General features: G+C 61.7%; 14 protein-coding genes. 6 read left to right on the top strand and 8 right to left on the bottom strand.

Annotated elements, in window-relative coordinates; genetic code table 11:
* Positions 1–46: 46 nt before the first annotated feature.
* From prmC to ACIX9_RS03270, 3 genes are all read left to right on the top strand, one after another.
* Positions 47–895, top strand: a complete 849-nt coding sequence (prmC, locus tag ACIX9_RS03280; protein WP_013579055.1) for a peptide chain release factor N(5)-glutamine methyltransferase — start codon at positions 47–49, stop codon at positions 893–895.
* A gap of 52 nt (positions 896–947) precedes the next feature.
* Entirely contained in the window at positions 948–1,691 is a 744-nt protein-coding gene (locus ACIX9_RS23440) for a hypothetical protein (protein ID WP_013579054.1), read from the top strand.
* Between the two features lie 92 nt (positions 1,692–1,783).
* Positions 1,784–3,592 (top strand): DUF885 domain-containing protein, encoded by a 1,809-nt coding sequence (locus ACIX9_RS03270; protein ID WP_013579053.1) that lies wholly within the window; start codon positions 1,784–1,786, stop codon positions 3,590–3,592.
* A gap of 87 nt (positions 3,593–3,679) precedes the next feature.
* On the opposite strand, the gene ACIX9_RS23435 is transcribed toward ACIX9_RS03270, so the two are convergent.
* From ACIX9_RS23435 to clpB, 6 genes are all read right to left on the bottom strand, one after another.
* A complete protein-coding gene (locus ACIX9_RS23435; protein WP_013579052.1) occupies positions 3,680–5,311 on the bottom strand; it encodes a sensor histidine kinase in 1,632 nt (543 codons plus the stop codon).
* 136 nt (positions 5,312–5,447) lie between these two features.
* Positions 5,448–6,482, bottom strand: coding sequence for a molybdopterin-dependent oxidoreductase (locus ACIX9_RS03260; protein ID WP_049789195.1), 1,035 nt, complete (start codon positions 6,480–6,482; stop codon positions 5,448–5,450).
* Between the two features lie 8 nt (positions 6,483–6,490).
* On the bottom strand, positions 6,491–7,450 hold the full coding sequence (locus ACIX9_RS03255; RefSeq protein ID WP_013579050.1) for a cytochrome b/b6 domain-containing protein: 960 nt from the start codon (positions 7,448–7,450) through the stop codon (positions 6,491–6,493).
* A gap of 84 nt (positions 7,451–7,534) precedes the next feature.
* Positions 7,535–7,945: a hypothetical protein gene (locus ACIX9_RS03250; RefSeq protein ID WP_013579049.1), complete on the bottom strand. Its 411-nt coding sequence runs from the start codon at positions 7,943–7,945 to the stop codon at positions 7,535–7,537.
* A gap of 20 nt (positions 7,946–7,965) precedes the next feature.
* Complete coding sequence (locus ACIX9_RS03245; RefSeq protein ID WP_013579048.1) at positions 7,966–9,684, bottom strand: NAD(P)/FAD-dependent oxidoreductase; 1,719 nt, start codon at positions 9,682–9,684, stop codon at positions 7,966–7,968.
* A gap of 177 nt (positions 9,685–9,861) precedes the next feature.
* Positions 9,862–12,528: an ATP-dependent chaperone ClpB gene (gene clpB / locus ACIX9_RS03240; protein WP_013579047.1), complete on the bottom strand. Its 2,667-nt coding sequence runs from the start codon at positions 12,526–12,528 to the stop codon at positions 9,862–9,864.
* Between the two features lie 203 nt (positions 12,529–12,731).
* Between clpB and ACIX9_RS03235 the strand changes: the two genes are divergently transcribed.
* Both ACIX9_RS03235 and ACIX9_RS03230 read left to right on the top strand, forming a co-directional pair.
* The gene (locus tag ACIX9_RS03235; RefSeq protein WP_013579046.1) at positions 12,732–13,220 is read left to right on the top strand and encodes a DUF4142 domain-containing protein; all 489 of its coding nucleotides are present in this window, start codon (positions 12,732–12,734) and stop codon (positions 13,218–13,220) included.
* A 161-nt stretch (positions 13,221–13,381) separates the two neighbouring features.
* The gene (locus ACIX9_RS03230; protein WP_157477250.1) at positions 13,382–14,674 is read left to right on the top strand and encodes an alkaline phosphatase family protein; all 1,293 of its coding nucleotides are present in this window, start codon (positions 13,382–13,384) and stop codon (positions 14,672–14,674) included.
* Between the two features lie 141 nt (positions 14,675–14,815).
* Here ACIX9_RS03230 and ACIX9_RS03225 read toward each other — a convergent pair whose 3' ends face one another.
* Positions 14,816–15,568 (bottom strand): hypothetical protein, encoded by a 753-nt coding sequence (locus tag ACIX9_RS03225; protein WP_157477248.1) that lies wholly within the window; start codon positions 15,566–15,568, stop codon positions 14,816–14,818.
* A 340-nt stretch (positions 15,569–15,908) separates the two neighbouring features.
* On the opposite strand from ACIX9_RS03225, the gene ACIX9_RS03220 reads away from it, so the two are divergent.
* Positions 15,909–16,607, top strand: coding sequence for a YoaK family protein (locus tag ACIX9_RS03220; RefSeq protein ID WP_013579043.1), 699 nt, complete (start codon positions 15,909–15,911; stop codon positions 16,605–16,607).
* 22 nt (positions 16,608–16,629) lie between these two features.
* Here ACIX9_RS03220 and ACIX9_RS03215 read toward each other — a convergent pair whose 3' ends face one another.
* A complete protein-coding gene (locus tag ACIX9_RS03215) occupies positions 16,630–17,520 on the bottom strand; it encodes an SDR family oxidoreductase (protein WP_013579042.1) in 891 nt (296 codons plus the stop codon).
* Positions 17,521–17,569: the final 49 nt, after the last annotated feature.

The following is a 17,569-nucleotide window of genomic DNA, read 5'->3' as shown; positions in this document are numbered from 1 at the left end:
CGATCACTGCCCCACCACTGCCTCATCACTATCCCTACACTGCCTTATGACTGCACTTGAAGCCCTCACCCGAGCCACCGACCAACTCTCCGCCCACCCCGATCTCCGCCCCAGCGCCCTCGCCGACGCAGCCATCCTCCTCACCCACACCCTCGGCATCGACAGCACCACCCTCCGCGCCCACCCGGAACGTCCCATCGACCGCGACCAGCAAGCCGTCTACCAGCGCGCCATCGAGCGCCGCCTCACCTTCGAGCCCATCCAGTACATCCTCGGCACACAGGAGTTCTACGGCCTCCCCTTCCGCGTCACCCCGGCCGTCCTCATCCCCCGCCCTGAAACCGAGCACCTCGTAGAAGCCGTAGCCGCCCGCGTCCCCCATAACCGCCCGGTAAGAATCCTCGACGTAGGCACCGGCTCCGGGGCCATCGCCATAGCGCTCGCCCACCTGCTCCCCCACGCCCACATCACCGCCCTCGACATCTCCCCTGAAGCCATCGAGATAGCTCAGGAGAATGCACGCACCAACCACCTCGCCGCGCGCATCGACTTCCAGCAGTCCGATCTCTTCACCGCCGTCACCAAAGGCCCACCCTTCGCCGCCATCGTCTCCAACCCGCCCTATATTCCGCTCTCCGACTCCGAATCCCTCCACCCCCAGGTCCGCGACTACGAGCCCCACCAGGCTCTCTTCTCCGGCCCCACCGGCTTTGAAGTCTACGAGCGCCTCATCATCCAGGCCCCGTCCCTCCTCCTCCCCAATGGCCTCATAGCCCTGGAGATCGGCCAGGGCCAGCAACCCCGCATGGCAGAGCTCCTACGCTTCTGGCGCTCCGTAGAGTTCCTCCCCGACCTCCAGCAGATCCCTCGCGTAGCCCTGGCCCGCCGCCGCTAGCCATTTGCAACTTTTCTCCTGTTTAGGGGTCCAATCAAGCAGGAGTTCTAACATGTATCGGTCCCTCGGATTCTTTCTCGCCGTAGCGACTCTGTCCGCGCAAGCGCAGTACCCGGACCCAGCCAGCCTTTCCTCTTCTCCCGCGCCCATCGTTCGCGACAATCCTCGCGCGCTCTCCCAACCTCAGCTCTTCGACACCCAGCCCAACGCCGGAGTCTCCGTTCGCTCAGACGTTGCAGACGGCGTCCAGACCGTCGCCTCATCCGCCAACGCCACGGAGCTTCGCATCGTCCAGGGCCGCGCCGACATCACCGTCCACCACCCCACCGATCACTCGGAGATTCTCATCGATCTCCCCGGCGGCCAGGTCGCCCTCCTCAAAGATGGCCTCTACACCTTTAACGCTAAAACCAACACCGTCCGCGTCCTCCACGGAGAAGCTGAGGTCGGCGGCGTCAACGGAGAAAAGGGCGTCAAGGTAAAAGAGACCCAGCAACTCTCGTTCTTCAACAACTTCAAGCCCAAGGCGGTCAACGCCTATGACTACGAGCTCACTGCGGATCTCCTGCAGGAAGGCGGACCCCGCGGCGACGGCCCAGGATACGGCTACGATGACGGCTTCTACGGCGGCTCTCCCTACGATGGAGGCTTTTATCCCTATGGCGGCTTCTACCCCTACGGCTATGGCTACCCCATCGGCATCGGCCTTGGTTTCGGCTATGGCGGCGGCTTCTATCGTGGCGGATACGGTGGCTTCCATGGCGGTGGCTTCCGTGGCGGTGGTTTCCACCGCTAGACTCAAATCTCTGCAACGCCTTGAAGGGCCTCCACACGGAGGCCCTTGCTGTTTCAGACCGCTAATCGGCCGCCCTCTGCTACCCTCTCTCCATGCGCTTTTACACCCTGGCCGCCTCCACCCTCCTCTTCACCACCCTCTCCCTCGCCGCCCAAACAACCTCCGTCGCCGACCGCCTCGCCGCCCAGAACAAGCTCTTTGAAGAGTCCTGGCAGACCAATCTCAAGCTCTCCCCCACCCTCGCCACCTCAGTAGGCGACTACCGCTACAACGATCAGCTCGGCGAATACACCCTCGCCTCCGTCGCCAAGCGCCACGACATCAACGTCGCCTATCTCGCGCGCATCAAGGCCATCTCCCCCGCCGGCTTCTCGGACCAGGACCTCCTCTCGCACGACCTCTTTCTCCGCAACCTCAAGGAAAACCTCGACGACTACGACCTCAAAGATTATGAGATGCCCCTCAGCAGCTCAGGCGGCGGCGGTGGCATCCACACCGGCGTAGCCGACCTCCCGCTCTCCATGCCCTTTGACACCGTCAAGCACTATGAGGACTACATCGCGCGCCTCCACCAGATCCCTCGCGCCTTCCTCCAGACCGAGGAAGTCCTGAAGATCGGCGTCAAAGATCACCTCGTCCCCGTCCGCTTCATCGCGGAAAAGGTCCCCAGCCAGTGCGCCGGTGTCGTCGCCGCCAACCCCTTCTTCATCCCCATCAAGAAGTTCCCCGCATCCTTCTCGGAGGCTGACAAAAAGCGGCTTACCGAAGAGATCACCAACACCGTCAACAACGAGATCTTCCCCGCCTACAAGCAGTTCTCCGCCTTCGTCACCAACGACTACATCCCTTACACCCGCACCGCACTCTCGGTTGAAAGCCTCCCCGGCGGCAAGCGTCGTTATCAGGCCGCCCTCCACCGCTTCACCACCACCGACCTCACCGCCCCCCAGATCCACGAGATCGGCCTCAAGGAAGTCGACCGCATCGAAGCCGAGATGGCCGTCCTCGCCAAGGCCAACGGCTACAAGGACCTCGCCACCTTCCGCGACCACGTCGAGTCCGACCCCAAGTACGTCCCCAGCTCGGAACAGTCCATCGTGGACGACTTCGCACGCTACATCGCCCGCATGCAGCCCAAGCTCATCGAGCTCTTCACCGTCATCCCCAAGGCCCCCGTCACCGTAGAAGCCATCCCAGACTTCCAGAAGGCCGCCGCCACCCACTACCAGACCGGCACCCCGGACGGAAAGCGCCCCGGCCGAGTCTCCGTCGCAGTATCCGATTACGGGAAGCGCAGCTTCATCAACGATGAAGCCGTCGCTTATCACGAAGGCGTTCCCGGCCATCACATGCAGCTCTCCATCCAGCAGACCCTCACCGGCCTGCCGGAGTTCCGCAAACACGGCGGCAACTCCGCCTACACCGAAGGCTGGGGCCTCTATGCCGAGCAGCTCGGCAAGGAGATCGGCTTCTATGAAGATCCCGGCTCCGACTACGGCCGCCTCCGCTCAGAGCTCTTCCGCGCCGTCCGCCTCGTCGTCGACACCGGCATCCACGACATGGGCTGGTCCCGCGAGCAGGTCGTCGACTACATGCGCAAGTCCCACGCCATCGACGAGCCCACCATCCAGGCCGAAACCGACCGCTACATCTCCGGCCCCGGCCAGGCCTGCAGCTATAAGCTCGGCCAGCTCAAGATCCGCGAGCTCCGCGAACGCGCCCAGCAGCAGCTAGGCCCCGCCTTCAACATCCGCACCTTCCACGACGAGATTCTCAGCGGCGGCAGCCTCCCGTTGAACCTCCTCGACGCCCGAGTAGACCGCTGGATCAAATCCCAACTCCCCGCCAACGCAGCCGTGCCGGTCGGAGTCTCCACCCTCGCCAACCGAGTCACACACTAAAGGACCGACAAAGAGAAGGAGGCATAGGAGAGAAACCTCTCCTATGCCTCCTTTAGTATTTGCCTTGCGTTGAAGAGCCGCGGCCTTTCACTCCCCCACAAACGGCAGAAACACACTAAACACCGTCCCGGAAGCCCCTACCCGAGTACTACTCCAAACCCGTATCGTCCCACCCAGCTTCTCGATCAAATCCTTCGCCACCCAAAGCCCCAGCCCATTACCCGTCTCCATCTTCGTCGTGAAGAATGGCTCAAAGACCTTAACCCTCACGGCATCCGGCATCCCACACCCGCTATCCGCAACCACCACCCGCACTCCCCCCGTGCCTCGCCGAGCCCAGTCACGCGAAGCCCTCGTCCGCACCACCAGTCTCCCGCCCGCAGGCGTAGCCTCCAGCGCATTCGAGATCAGGTTGATGAATACCTGCCGCAGCTCTCCATCCTGGCAGTTCACCTCGCCGGCATCCTCTTGGTAGTGCCGTTCTACCGTCACCTCGCTCGCCGCAATCTTCCCGGACAGCAGCGTCAGTGCCGACTCCACGATCCCCGCCGGATCGCAGTGCTTGCGGTTCCGATTCTCCCGGTAAAAACTCAACGTCTGCGACGTAATCTGGTTCATCCGCGCCAGCTCACTCTCCGCCGTCATCGCAAACGACCTCGCCTCCTCCAGCGTCTCGGAGTCCCGTATCAGGTACATCAGCGTGTTCACCGCCTCCAGAGGATTCCTCACCTCATGCGCGATACTCGCCGAAAGCCGTCCCACCACCGCCAGCTTTTCACTTTGGATCAACGCACGTTCCACCTGGCTCTTGCGCATCTCCGCTCGTCCCAGCGCAACACTATCCCTCCACAGGATCAGCGTCTGCACCGCGGTCAGCGTCACCACCACAATCGCCAGCGCAAAACCCGTATCCACGATGCCCCAGCGCAGAGCCAGCATCGGCAGCAGCGCCACCAGCATCGGCAGCAGCGTCACGCCCACCAGCAGCCACCGCGTCCGCCCCTCACGATACGTCTGCTGCATCAGCGAGTGGATCGGTTCACGCTCCGGCCGCGCCGCCAGCCCGGCAATACAAAGCAGCAGTATCCCCGTAGCCGTATGCACCGCCACCGACCGCAGCCACGGCACTCCAAACAGCGGCCCCGCATTGAACACAAAACCCACCAGCGCAGACATCGCAACACCGCCCGCAGTCAGCAGGCATCCCACGCTCAACCCCGGCGACCACTCCATCCAAAGCATCGCCAGGCTCAACAGTGCCAGGCACCCCGCCGTACCCAGCGAAGGCCGCCCCGCAGGATCGCCGAAACGATCAGCCGGTACCCTTAGAATCAGATCGTCCAGCCCAAAGCTTCTTCTAGCCGCATACTCCGCAAGCGTCCCAAAACTGAGTGCCGCTCCCAGGACCGCAGCGCCCACTGCCGTCATCCTCCGCCACGCACGTCCCGGTCCATCCAGCCGCTGCCGCATCCAGCAGGCCAACGCAACCAGTCCCAGCCCCGCCGCCGTGTTCGGCTTCATCGTCGAGTAGTGCGGCACAACGGATGTCAGCAGTGGAATGTGCAGCGCCCAGCCCATCAGATCCAGGCACGCAAGCCCCATCACCACTCCGCAGAGTGTTCGTCCCAGGCCGACGCGTGCACCCGCAGGAATCTGCCCTTGGCTGATCATCTGAGGCCTTACATCGGCCTGATCGTCCTCTTTCATCAACTTCGGCATCGGAAACCGGGGCCTCCACGGCGCTGAACCTTCTCTGATGCAAGAAGTCTACCCGCCAACAACGCCCTCGTCCCGTATCAAACCGAACGCCCCCACAACTAGGGATGTCTTGCTCCTGAAATGGCGCAAACCTCTCTTACAATCCCGCGTACCAGTCATATCCAAGCTTCGTCCAGTAGTCATCCGGCCGGTCATCCGTATACGCGATCAGCCCAATCCGCTTGATCTGCTTATACCCGTACTTGATCGGCATATGCAGCCGCATCGGAGCGCCATGCTCCTGCGTGATCGGCTTACCGGACATCTCCGTCACCAGCAGGCTCTGCGGATGATGACACTCCGCCATCTCATAACCCGTGTAATAGTCGCCGTTTGGCGTCTCCATATACACGTACTTGGGTAGCGACCCATCCGCGTTCCGCGCCGGAGGATACGCCGTCAATAGATCTCCCAGCCGAACCCCACCCCACTGCACAATCTGGCTCCACCCCTCGATGCATTTGAACTGCGTCACCATCTCATGCCGAGGCATCTTCAACACATCATCCATCGTCAGCAGCAGCCCCGGCGTCCCCGGATCGAGCGTGCTATCGCTCTCCCCAGCCTCCTCCTGCCCACGCTGCGGCTTCCCGTCGTTTTCCTTGTCAATCGCCGCAAACGCCTTCTGAAACTCCGGCGGCATGGCAGACCGATCCGGCGCAGCAGGAGCACCTGCCGCCGGAGCCGGAGCAGGAGCCGCGCCTGCCGCCTTCGGCCGAGTCTTCACATTCTCCCCCAGCTCCTTCGCCGTATCCTCCGCATACTTGTACTCCCACGCCGTCACATCCTTGACGTACTGCGGGAGCTTGTCTGCTCCTTCAACCCCCACCATCTGCAGACGAAAGCTATCCAGCTCTATCTTCTGCTTCAGCCCGAAGTTCCCATTGATCTTCAGCTCCGTCGCATGTTTCAGCGAGTAAGTCGGAGCCAGCCCACGCTCATCGAACACCCCACGCGCCACCGCCTCATCAAACTCGAACGTCTTCCGCAGAGGCCTCGGAATCCCCTCCAATCCAGGCGCACGATCCAGCCACCGATAAAACCCATACCCACCCGCAGCCCCCGCAGCCGCCACCAGAAAGCTCCGCCGAGTCCGTCGTCCCGAAGCCTTCAGCACCTCTTGCTCAGTCAATGGCTCGCTCAAAACTTCCCCCGTTCCGCCTCAAGTGAAGGCTCCTCCGCCCGCCGAATCTCGTACCCGCTCACCATCGCCCTGAAGTTGTTCCAACCCGCCAGGATCACCTGCCCCACATGCACCAGGAAGAAACCACAGAACCCCAACGTCAGCAGAAAATGCAGCCACCGAGCCATCTCATATCCACCCAGCGCGCTCGTCAGCCAATGCAGTTGCGAAGGCTTGTAGATCGCCAGCCCTGTCAGCAAAGAGCCCAGCCCCATAAAAATCACAGACGTATACGCGATCCTCTGCCCGCCGTTGTACTTCGTCTGCGGCGGCAGGCCCTTCTTGAGATGAAGGTCCACCAGCGTCACCTGAACAGCATCGCGCAGCGAGCTCTTCAGCGGCACCATGAACTTCCACTCCTTAGAGATCAGCAGGAACGCAACATACAGAATCCCGTTCACCCCAAACAGCCACATGAAGAAGAAGTGGTACCCCAGCCCCGTCGTAGGCATGTACCGGATATCCCAGAGCTTGTTCGTATAAAACCACGCGGGAAAGAACCGAAACAGCGTCCAGCTCCCAATCCCCACCCGATACACCTCATGCGAATGCGCATACGGCGGAATCGAGTCGTTCCAATAGATCAGCAGACCACTCCACATCATCGTGAACAGCACCGGAAAGTTGATCCAGTGCATCCACCGGATCGCCAGCGGATGCTTCCGCTCCAGCACAATCCCCGGCTCCGCCACCGGCGCCTCAGCCGCCATCTCTTCCGCGACCGCCACCTCAACCGGCATACTCTCCGTATCCGCCGCCCGCTGCGCTTCTGCCACCACCACCCGCTCCGGCCCCACGGCAAGCGGCACCGCACCCGCCAGCGCAGAAGTCACCGCAGCATCCGCGGCACTCTCCGCCTCGCGCTCTTCAACGCTCTCAGGCGAGCCTTCTTCCTTGGCAATCGGTTCCTCTGGCATGTCGCTCCGTCCGTCCCACCCTTAGACAGCCATCCTCACCCTTGGTTACAGACAGCGCAACATAAATCAAAAATAAAAGCCCACCTAACGCAGCGTAACCTCGATCAGAGCCCCGTTCTCATCCAGGAACTCAATCTTCCGGTTCGTCATCGTCACCCCCGCAAATGGCGCCCTGTTCCCCCTGGCCCCAATCGAGATCGGCGTCCCGGTGGCCCGGTCGTCATCCGTCAAACAAGCCATCCCGCTCAAACACTTCAGCACGCTCGGAGCCACAGGCTCCTTGTCCCAGTGCTGCACCAGGTAAACCCTGCTCTTGCCGCCCGACCCATCCATCAGCAGCACGTCATTCGAGTAGTTGATCATCGCCTTTGCATGATCCACCTTCACCCCATCCCGCTCCACCCGCGCAATCGGGTCCAGCAGAAAGACCCGCTGCCGGTTGATCACCACGAAAGCCACCAGAATAATCGTCAACAGGATCAGCAGCTTCCGCATCACTCGCTCTCCATGCCGTACTAAGCCGTTATCTTTTCCTTCTCTTCGTGATACTCCTGCTCGGTGTTGATCCCCCAGAGCGCTGCCTTATCGACCTTACCCGCAACCAGACCATCCACCACCGTCATCGCCGTCAGCATGGAGTGATCCTGGTTGTTGTACTTATGCATACCATTTCGCCCGACCAAAAACAGGTTCTCGAACGAATCAGTAAACACCCGCAGCTCGTCAAAGCGATCATACGTCCCAAAGTAGGCCGGATACGTCTTCGGCACCCGAACCACGTGCCCATCGCTCACCGCATCCGCATCCAGTATCCCGATCTTGACCACCTCATCAATCGCAAACTGCTTCAGAGCCTCGTCTTCCATCTTCCAAAGATCGTCCGTGTCATAGCAGAAGTACTCCAGCCCAATCCAAACCTTCGTCGGATCGCTCACCAGGTACGGACTCCAGTTGTTGAAGATCTGCAGCCGTCCCAGGATCACATCCGGCTCCTGCACATAGATCCACGTATCCTTCAGCAGCCCACCATCCGGCTCCTTCACCTTCAGCTTGTCGGCCAGCAGCCCCACCGTAATAAAATCCCGATACTGCAACCCATCGGAGACCTCCTTCACGTTCGCAGGCACCGGAGCATCCATCGCCTGCACAAGCTCCCGCATCGGCATCGTCGAGAAAAAGTAATCCCCCTCGAACGTCTGCCGATCCCCAGCCTCGTTCACGCCCACAACAGCCTTGACGGTCTTGCCCTCGCACTGAATGCTCTCCACCTTCCAGCCCATATGGATCTCGCCGCCCATCCCCACGATCTGATCCGCCACATGCTCCCAGAGCTGCCCCGGCCCAAACTTCGGATACATAAACCGTTCGATCAGGCTCGTATCCGTGCCCTTCTGCGCCAGGTCGCCACCCTTTCCTCTGCGCCGAACCGCCTTCTTCACGAAGTGCTTCACCGCCGTCGTCAGGCTCAGTCCCTTGATCCTCTGCGCCCCCCACTCAGCCGAGATCTGGTCGCAAGGCGTCCCCCAAACCTTCTCCGTATAGCTCTTGAAGAACGTCAGGTAAAGCTCCCGCCCAAACCGGTTGATCAGAAAGTCCTCGAGACTCTTCTCCGGCTTGATCTGGCTCACACGAGAGGCCATATAACTCATCCCCACCCGAACCGTCCGCGTAATCCCCAGGTTCGCCAGCGTCTGCCCCGTCAGCTTGATCGGATAGTCGAAGAATCTCCGCAGATAATAAATCCTGCTCTGCCGGGGCCGTATCAGCATCACCAGATCCGGGTCAGCCGCGTGGTCCTCCACAGTCACGATCGTGTCCGTATGCCCATGCTCCCCAGCATGAATCGTCCCATCCGCATCCGTCTCATCCGTCTCCGTCTCAATCTCCACGACAGCCCGCGGCCCAACGCCCCGCAACACCGGAACCTCTTCCAGCTTCGCTGGAACCGCCACCGACCGCTTCTTGCCCTGGTAGCTGATCTCGGACTCCGCAATCTCCGGCGGCATCAGGTCCATCCACCACTGCATCACCCGGTCGGACTTCGAGAAAAACCGATGTCCCCCAATATCCATCCGGTTGCCCTTGTACCGGATCGTCCGCGAGATCCCACCAATCTCCCCGCTCGCCTCCAGAATCACAGGCCTGATCCCCGTTCGCCGCAGCAACTCCAGCCCGGCCGTCAACCCCGCCGGCCCCGCACCGATAATCACCGCAATCTGTCCCAAACGCTTCACATCCTCTTTCCTGCAACCGCCCAACCTATCCGTTTTACCACGCACTTAACTCGAGACTCGAACTCGCGACTCGAAACTCTTCAATGCCAAGCCTTCTTCATGTCTGACCGCAAACAAAAAGGGGCATCCCGCCAAAAGCCGGAACACCCCAAATTCAGTTTTATTGACCACTAAACACTACTCACTAACCACTCGTTCAGAAACGCTGAACGTAAGCCCGTCCCTCCCCGCATCCACAACCACCCGATCCCCATGCAGCACGCTGCCGTCGAGGATCTTGATCGCCAGCTTATCCTGCACCATCCGCTGAATCGCCCTCTTCAGCGGCCGGGCACCATACGCACGGTCATACCCCGCTTTGAAGATCGCCGCCCTCGCCTCATCCGTCAGTTCGATCACGATCTTCCGGTCAGCCAGCATCTGCGTCAGCTCAGCCAGCCGCAGATCGATAATGTGCGCCAACTGCTCCTCGCCCAGCGGATGGAACACCACAATATCGTCCACGCGATTCAGAAACTCCGGCCTGAAGTGCTGCTTCAGCGAGTCGATCACCCTCACCTTCGCATCCTCAAACCCCTCCTCGTTCTCCGCCCACGCCGTCGACAACTGGCCCGCGCCAATATTCGAAGTCATGATCAGCACCGTGTTCTTGAAGTCCACCGTCCTGCCCTTCGAGTCCGTCAGCCGCCCGTCATCCAACACCTGCAGCAGCACATTGAACACATCCGGATGTGCCTTCTCGATCTCATCGAACAGCACCACCCCATACGGTCTCCGCCGCACCGCCTCCGTCAACTGCCCGCCCTCGTCATACCCCACATACCCCGGAGGCGCGCCAATCAACCGCGAAACAGCGTGCTTCTCCATGTATTCGCTCATATCGATCCGCACCATCGCAGCCTCGTCGTCAAACAGGAACTCCGCCAGCGCCCGAGCCGTCTCCGTCTTCCCCACGCCCGTAGGCCCCAGAAAGATAAAAGACCCAATCGGCCGCTTCGGATCAGACAGTCCAGCACGCGAGCGCCTGATGGCGTTCGCGACAGCCGAGAGGGCCTCATCCTGCCCCACCACCCGCTCCCGCAGCCGAGCTTCCATCTCAACCAGCTTCTGAACCTCACCCTCCAGCATCTTGGACACAGGAATCCCGGTCCACCGCGACACGATCGCCGCAATATCCTCCTCGTCCACCTCCTCCTTCAACATCCGAGAAGCTCGGGGTGCCCCATGTCTCGCATCTGAGACATGGGAAGAATCGACACGAGCCAGCTCATCCTGAGCCTCCGTCAACCCCTTCAACTCCCGCTCCAACTGCGGAATCTCCCCATACTGCAGCTCCGCCGCACGCTGCAGATTCCCCCGCCGAGTCTCCTCCTCCGCCTGAAACCGCAAGCTTTCGAGCCGCCCCTTCAGCTCCGCAACCTTCCCAATCGCCCCCCGCTCCGTCTGCCACCGAGCCCGCAGCCCGGACGCAGTCTCCTGCACCTCCGCCAGTTCCCGTTCGACGATCTCCATCCGCTCCCGGCTCGCAGCATCGGTCTCCCGCTTCAGCGCCTGCTTCTCGATCTCCAACGACGTCCCCCGCCGCTCCAGTTGATCGATCTCAACCGGCACACTCCCAATCTGGATCGCCAGCGCAGCCGCCGCCTCATCCACCAGGTCGATCGCCTTGTCCGGCAAAAACCGGTCCGAAATATACCGATGGCTCAGCGTAGCCGCAGCCACAATCGCCGAATCCTTGATCCGTATCTTGTGGTGCGACTCGTACCGCTCCTTCAGCCCGCGCAGAATCGCAACCGTATCCTCCACATTCGGCTCGCCGACATACACCACCTGGAACCGACGCTCCAGCGCCGCATCCTTCTCGATGTACTTCCGATACTCATTCAGCGTCGTCGCACCGATCGCCCGCAGCCCGCCCCTCGCCAACGCCGGCTTCAGCATGTTCGAGGCATCCATCGCCCCCTCAGCCGCCCCCGCGCCCACCAGCGTATGCAGCTCGTCGATGAACAGAATGATCTCCCCATCCGCGTCCTCGATCTCCTTCAGCACCGCCTTCAGCCGCTCCTCAAACTCCCCACGGAACTTCGCTCCAGCCACCATGCTCGCCAGGTCCAGCGCCACCACCCGTTTATCCTTCAAGCTCTCCGGCACGTCGCCAGAGACGATCCTCCTAGCCAGCCCCTCCACAATCGCAGTCTTCCCCACTCCGGGCTCTCCAATCAGCACCGGGTTGTTCTTGGTCCGCCGGCTCAGCACCTGCACCACCCGCCGAATCTCCTCATCGCGGCCGATGACGGGATCAAGTTTGCCTCTCCGCGCCAACTCCGTCAGGTCCTTCGCATACTTCTCCAGCGCCTGAAACTTGCCCTCCGGCGTCTGATCCGTCACCCGCGTATTTCCCCGCACTCCACTTAGCGCCTTCAAGATCGCCTCATGCGTCGCCCCAAACGCCGCCAGCGCCGACCGAACCGTATCGCTCCCCGCTCCCGACGCACTCAGCGCCAGCAGCAGATGCTCGGTCGAGCAGTACTCGTCCTTGAAGTTCTCCGCCTCCTTGAACGCCTGCTCGATCACCTTCTGCATACCATTAGAGAGCCCCGGCTGCGTCCCACCCTGCACCTTCGGCAGCTTCGCAATGGCCGCGTTCACCCCACTCAGCATCTGCTCCACCGGCACGCCAATCTTTTCGAGCACGGGGATCACCACGCCCTCACGATCCTCCAGCAGCGCCGCCATCAGATGCACGGGCAGCACCTCCGGATTACCGTTCTCCGCAGCAAACCCACTCGCAGCCTGTACCGCCTCCTGCGACTTCACCGTCAACCGATCCCAACGAATAGCCATGCCCCAACCTCTCCAAAAATCCTTTGCCTCTAAAAAACGCGTAGCGTCCAAAACCGTGCGAAGCACCGCCCGCCCGGCGCAAGGGCGCACTTGCAGTTGGTCTTGCCTCTAAACAATAGACTCTTTACAACTCAAAACGTTGCAGAAAATATGATAGCAACTCGCTCACATTCCCAATCAGACACTCTCAGCATCCAATAAGAATGAACCGCACCCATCTCCTCACCCTGGCCGCCACCCTCCTCACCACCTCCACCCTCCTCGCGGCCCCCGCCTCAGACAACGACAAGGCCTGGCAAGCCAAAGTCTCTCAAGGCGGCATGTACGAGGTAGAAGCAAGCAAACTAGCCACCCAAAAGGCCACAGCCCAGGACGTCAAAGACCTCGCCGTCATGGAAGTCCACGATCACGAGCTAGTCGGCGCCGAACTAAAACGCCTCTCCCTGGCCGCCGGCCTGCCCTTCCCCTCCACCCTCAATCCCGAGTTCCAGCAGCGCCTAGCCAAACTCAAATCCAACCCCGCAGGCCCAGCGTTCGACGCCGCCTACCTCGAAGACATGAAGCAGATCCACGATAAAGACGAGAAGCTCTTCGCCCAGGAGTCCAACGATGGCTCCCCCGCCTTCAAGCCCTTCGCCGCCCAGACCGACCGCATCGTCAAACGCCACATAGGAGCCCTCCACGCCGTCTAGCCAAAGGCACTTAAGCCCTAAATAAAGAAAAAGCGGGATAAGTGAGGAAGCCATAAGCTTCTCTGGTATCCCGCTTTTATCGTTCTTATCCCCGTTACGCCTTGCCCTTTCCCTCGCCCCGAATCCAAACCACCCCCATCATCGTCTACCCTGAAACCAGCATGAAAACCCACAAGCCCCTTGCCCCGACTCTGGCGCTCCTCGCCTGCCTCGCCGCCGCCGCTGCCGTTCATGCTGCCCCCGCCCAGACCCCCACCCCACCCGCCGCCCCGCACAGCACCGTCATCGACCTCCCCGGCACCCCCAACTCCCGCCACGCCCAGAAGCAGCACTACGTTGTCCTCGTCTCACTCGACGGCTTCCGCTACGACTACCCCACCAAGTGGTCCACCACCCACATCGCCGCTCTCGCCCGCGCCGGAGCCACCGCACCAGAAGGCATGACCCCGTCCTACCCCTCCATCACCTTCCCCAACCACATCACCCTCGTCACCGGCCTCCTGCCTGAGCATCACGGCATCATCAACAACCGTTTCTACGACCCCACCCGCAAAGAGTCCTACTCCTACAAAGAAGCAAAAACCAACACCGACGGCACCTGGTACACCGGCACCCCCCTCTGGTCGCTCGCCGAGCAGCAGCACATGCGCGCCGCCTCCTTCTTCTGGCCCGGCTCCGAGGCCCTGATAGCCGGGGAACGCCCCGACGACTACGTCCCCTTTGAAGATAAGTTCCCCGACGAAGCCCGCCTCGACCAGATCATCACCTGGCTCAGACTCCCGCCCGCCCAGCGCCCCCACCTCATCACCCTTTACTACTCCAACACCGACCACGCCGGCCACGACTTCGGCCCAAACTCCCCTGAAGTCGAAGCCCAGGTCCACCACGTCGATTCCCTCATGGGCACCCTCCGTGAAAAGCTCGACGCCACCGGCCTCCCCGTCGATCTCATCATCGTCGCCGACCACGGCATGACCACCGTAGAAGGCACCTGGATCACCCTCGATCAGTTCGCCGACCTCACCAACTTCAAGACCGACGGCTGGCTCCTCTACCCCAACTCAGAGGCCGACGCAGCAGCAGCCTACGCGTCCTTCCGCGCCCACCCAGACCCCCGTTTCACCGTCTACCGCCGCGCCGACGTACCCGCCTACCTCCACTACACGGACAGCCCCCGCGAAGGCGATCCCGTCATCGTCCCCAACGGCCCGTACGTCTTCCGCGCCCACGTCAACACCAGCAAACTCCCCACGGGAGACCACGGCTACGACGTCACCCGCATGCCTGAAATGAAGGCCCTCTTCGTAGCCAACGGCCCGGACATCCGCCCCGGCACCCAACTCCCCACCTTCCCCAACGTAGACATCTACGACTTCATCTCCAAGCTCCTCAACCTGAAGGCCGCCAAAAACGACGGCACCCTAACCCCCTTAAAACCCGCCCTCAAAAAGTAGCAACACCCCGGGTGCCCCATCCATCGCAGTCTCACCACGATGGGTGGGAAGTAGATCTCAACCAACCACGTTCTTGCCGTTGCCGTTCGGATTAGAGGTGGGCTTCAGCCCACCGTCAAGGGATAAAAATAAAGAGGGGCTTCAGCCCCGGGCTCTCTCATCCCCACCCTGACCCTCATCCGCCCCCACCACCTCCGCCACAATCCTCAACCTCCCATCCGCCGGCCCATTCAAATACCGCGCCACCCCCTCCAGCACATAAGCCCTCCGAAGCGCAGCCTGCGCCACCCACTGCACCTTAGCCGTATCCGCCGTCCCCACCGTAGCCGACCCAATCAGCAGATCCTCACTCTCGTTCTCTCCCAACTCCTCCGCCATGCTCACGTACTCCGCCCTCACCTCAGGCTCCATCTCCGTCAGAAACCCACGCTTCACCCCCTCCACCACGCACCGGCTCACCATCGCCTGCGCCAACCGCAGCGCCTGCCCCAACTCCCACGCCGGCAGACAGACCGTCCCCTCCGCCATCTCAGGCTTGCTCGTCACCTCGACCACGGGCCGCAGATCCGGTTTCAGATACTCCAGCGGCACCAGGATCCGATCCATTCCCAACACCCACCGCAGCGCCCGAACATCCTCAGCCCTCACCACCATCGGCCACACGGTCTCCCACGCCCAGCCACCCTCCTGCGCCAGCAGCAGACCGCGTTCGTCCTCTGAAAATCCCTCCCATAACTCAGGCCTCTGCGCCAGGTCCAGCGTCCGCCGCCGGCAAGCGCCAGCGTGACTCCCTTTGACATGTCCACCCCGCGTCAAAGCCTCCCCGCCCGCCCGATCCACCAGCGCCGCAACCTGGAGCATCAGCGTCTTCAGCACCTCCCGGTGTCCGCTCATATCGATGTCTGCCGGTTGCGGTCGGCCACGGTGCCTTCGAAGAGCCTCCCCTGTGATCCTGAAAGCATGTAAGAGCAGGGCAGGCACAAAAAAGGTCAGCAAAATGCTTGCAATCCAGGCTGCGGTTCGCCAAAAACCCCGGACACCCCACCCTTGCAAGCAATAGACAAACAGCCACAACCAGATCGGAACGATCCATAGGAGATGGACTGACACAGGTATTCGGAGCCGCCGCACCGCTACCCAAAGATTGCGCCAGAACAGCTCGTTCCGTGTCATCGTCTGTCCTGAGCCTTCCTTGACTCAAGTCTACCCACCCCCGCATCCTACCCAACAGGACATGCCCACCCATCCCGCATCCGAGACGACCGAGCACGTCCCCGCCGCCGCCCTCCTTGCCATCACCGGCGGCATCCTGGACGCAGTCACCTACATCGCCTACGGCCACGTCTTTGCCAACGCCATGAGCGGCAACCTCGTCTTCCTCGGCCTGGAAGCCGCCGCCGGAAACTGGTCCCAGGCCCTCCACCACATCATTCCACTCTGCTTCTTCCTCATCGGCGTCGTCGCCGCCCTGCGCCTGCGCGACTCCAAACTCCCCCACGCCCGCCTCATCGCCCTCCTCGTCGAGATCGTCACCCTCGGCATCCTCGGAGCCCTCCCAGCCTCCTTCCCGAACCTCATCCTCCTCGCCACCGTGAGCTTCGTCTCCGCCTTCCAGGTCACTACCTTCCGTCACGTCGGCCCCTTCAACTACAACTCCACCTTCGTCACCGGCAACCTGCGAGAGGTTGCCGGAGGCCTCTACGAAGCCTTCCGCTCCCCTGACCCCGCCATCCGCTATCACTCCCGCTCCCGAGCCCGCCATCTCGCCCTCATCTGCGCCTGTTTCCTCCTCGGCGCCATCCTCGGAGCTCTCGCCGCCGTCCATCATCCCACCCACTCCCTCTGGGCCGCCGAGCCTCCACTCCTCACCGTCCTCGCCATCCTCCTCATCCGCCCCAAACAGAATCAGGCCCCGGGAACCCCCAGGGCCTGACAGACCATCAACGCAACAATCCTCAGTACTTCATGTTTGACAGATCCTCAATCAACCCCACTCCAGTCGGCTTCCATCCCAGCGCCTTCTGCGTCCATTCGCTTACAGCCGGCATATCCATCGCCGAGACATGCCCCAGGAACGGCCCAAAGTGCTCAGCGGCCTTCTCAGCAGGAATAGAGATCACCGGCAATCCAAGTCCCTTGCCAAGAACCTCCGCAATCTCCCGCAGCGAAACGCCTTCCTCTCCCACCGCGTGATAAGTCGTCACCCCAGCGCCCGTCTTCTCCACAGCCAGATGGTAGAGACGGGAGACATCCATCAAAGACGCAGCGGCCCAGCGATTCGCTCCATCGCCAACGTAAGCCGAAACCCGCTTCTCACGCGCGATCCCGACCAGCCATGTCACCAGCCCCTGCTTGCGCGTGTCGTGGACCTGCGGAAGACGAACAACGGCCACATGCACCCCCTTCGCTGCGACGGCCTGTGCCGCCTGCTCCGGTCTGCGCGGCACCGCCTGCGACTCTGCGGGAGGGTCCGTCTCCTTACGCGCCTGCCCCGGAGCGCCCGCAGTCATCCCAATCCCGGAGGTCACAACCAGCAGCTTGCCTGGCTCCAGCACAGATCCCAACGCCTCGATCGCCGCAATCTCGTCCGTGGCGCTCTGCATAAACTTCGCCATGTCATCGTGATTGAACGCCAGATGCACCACGGCGTCCATCCCCTTGGCTCCGCCACGCAAGCAATCCAGATCGGTAAAATCTCCGCGCAGAACCTCCGCTCCCACCGCCTTCAACTGCTCCTCGCCGGCGTCGCTCCGCGTAAGACCGCGCACCTGGTGCCCAGCCGCAATCAGCTCATTCACTAACTCCGTACCGATAAAGCCCGTAGATCCCGTTACAAAAATACGCATTGCCACTCCTCCTGTTGTTGGTGACGCGGTTCATCGCAGGCCGAGCCAG

The sequence above is a fragment of the Granulicella tundricola MP5ACTX9 genome (genome assembly GCF_000178975.2).
Taxonomy (GTDB): domain Bacteria; phylum Acidobacteriota; class Terriglobia; order Terriglobales; family Acidobacteriaceae; genus Edaphobacter; species Edaphobacter tundricola.
This window is presented reverse-complemented; position numbering and strand designations above follow the sequence as displayed.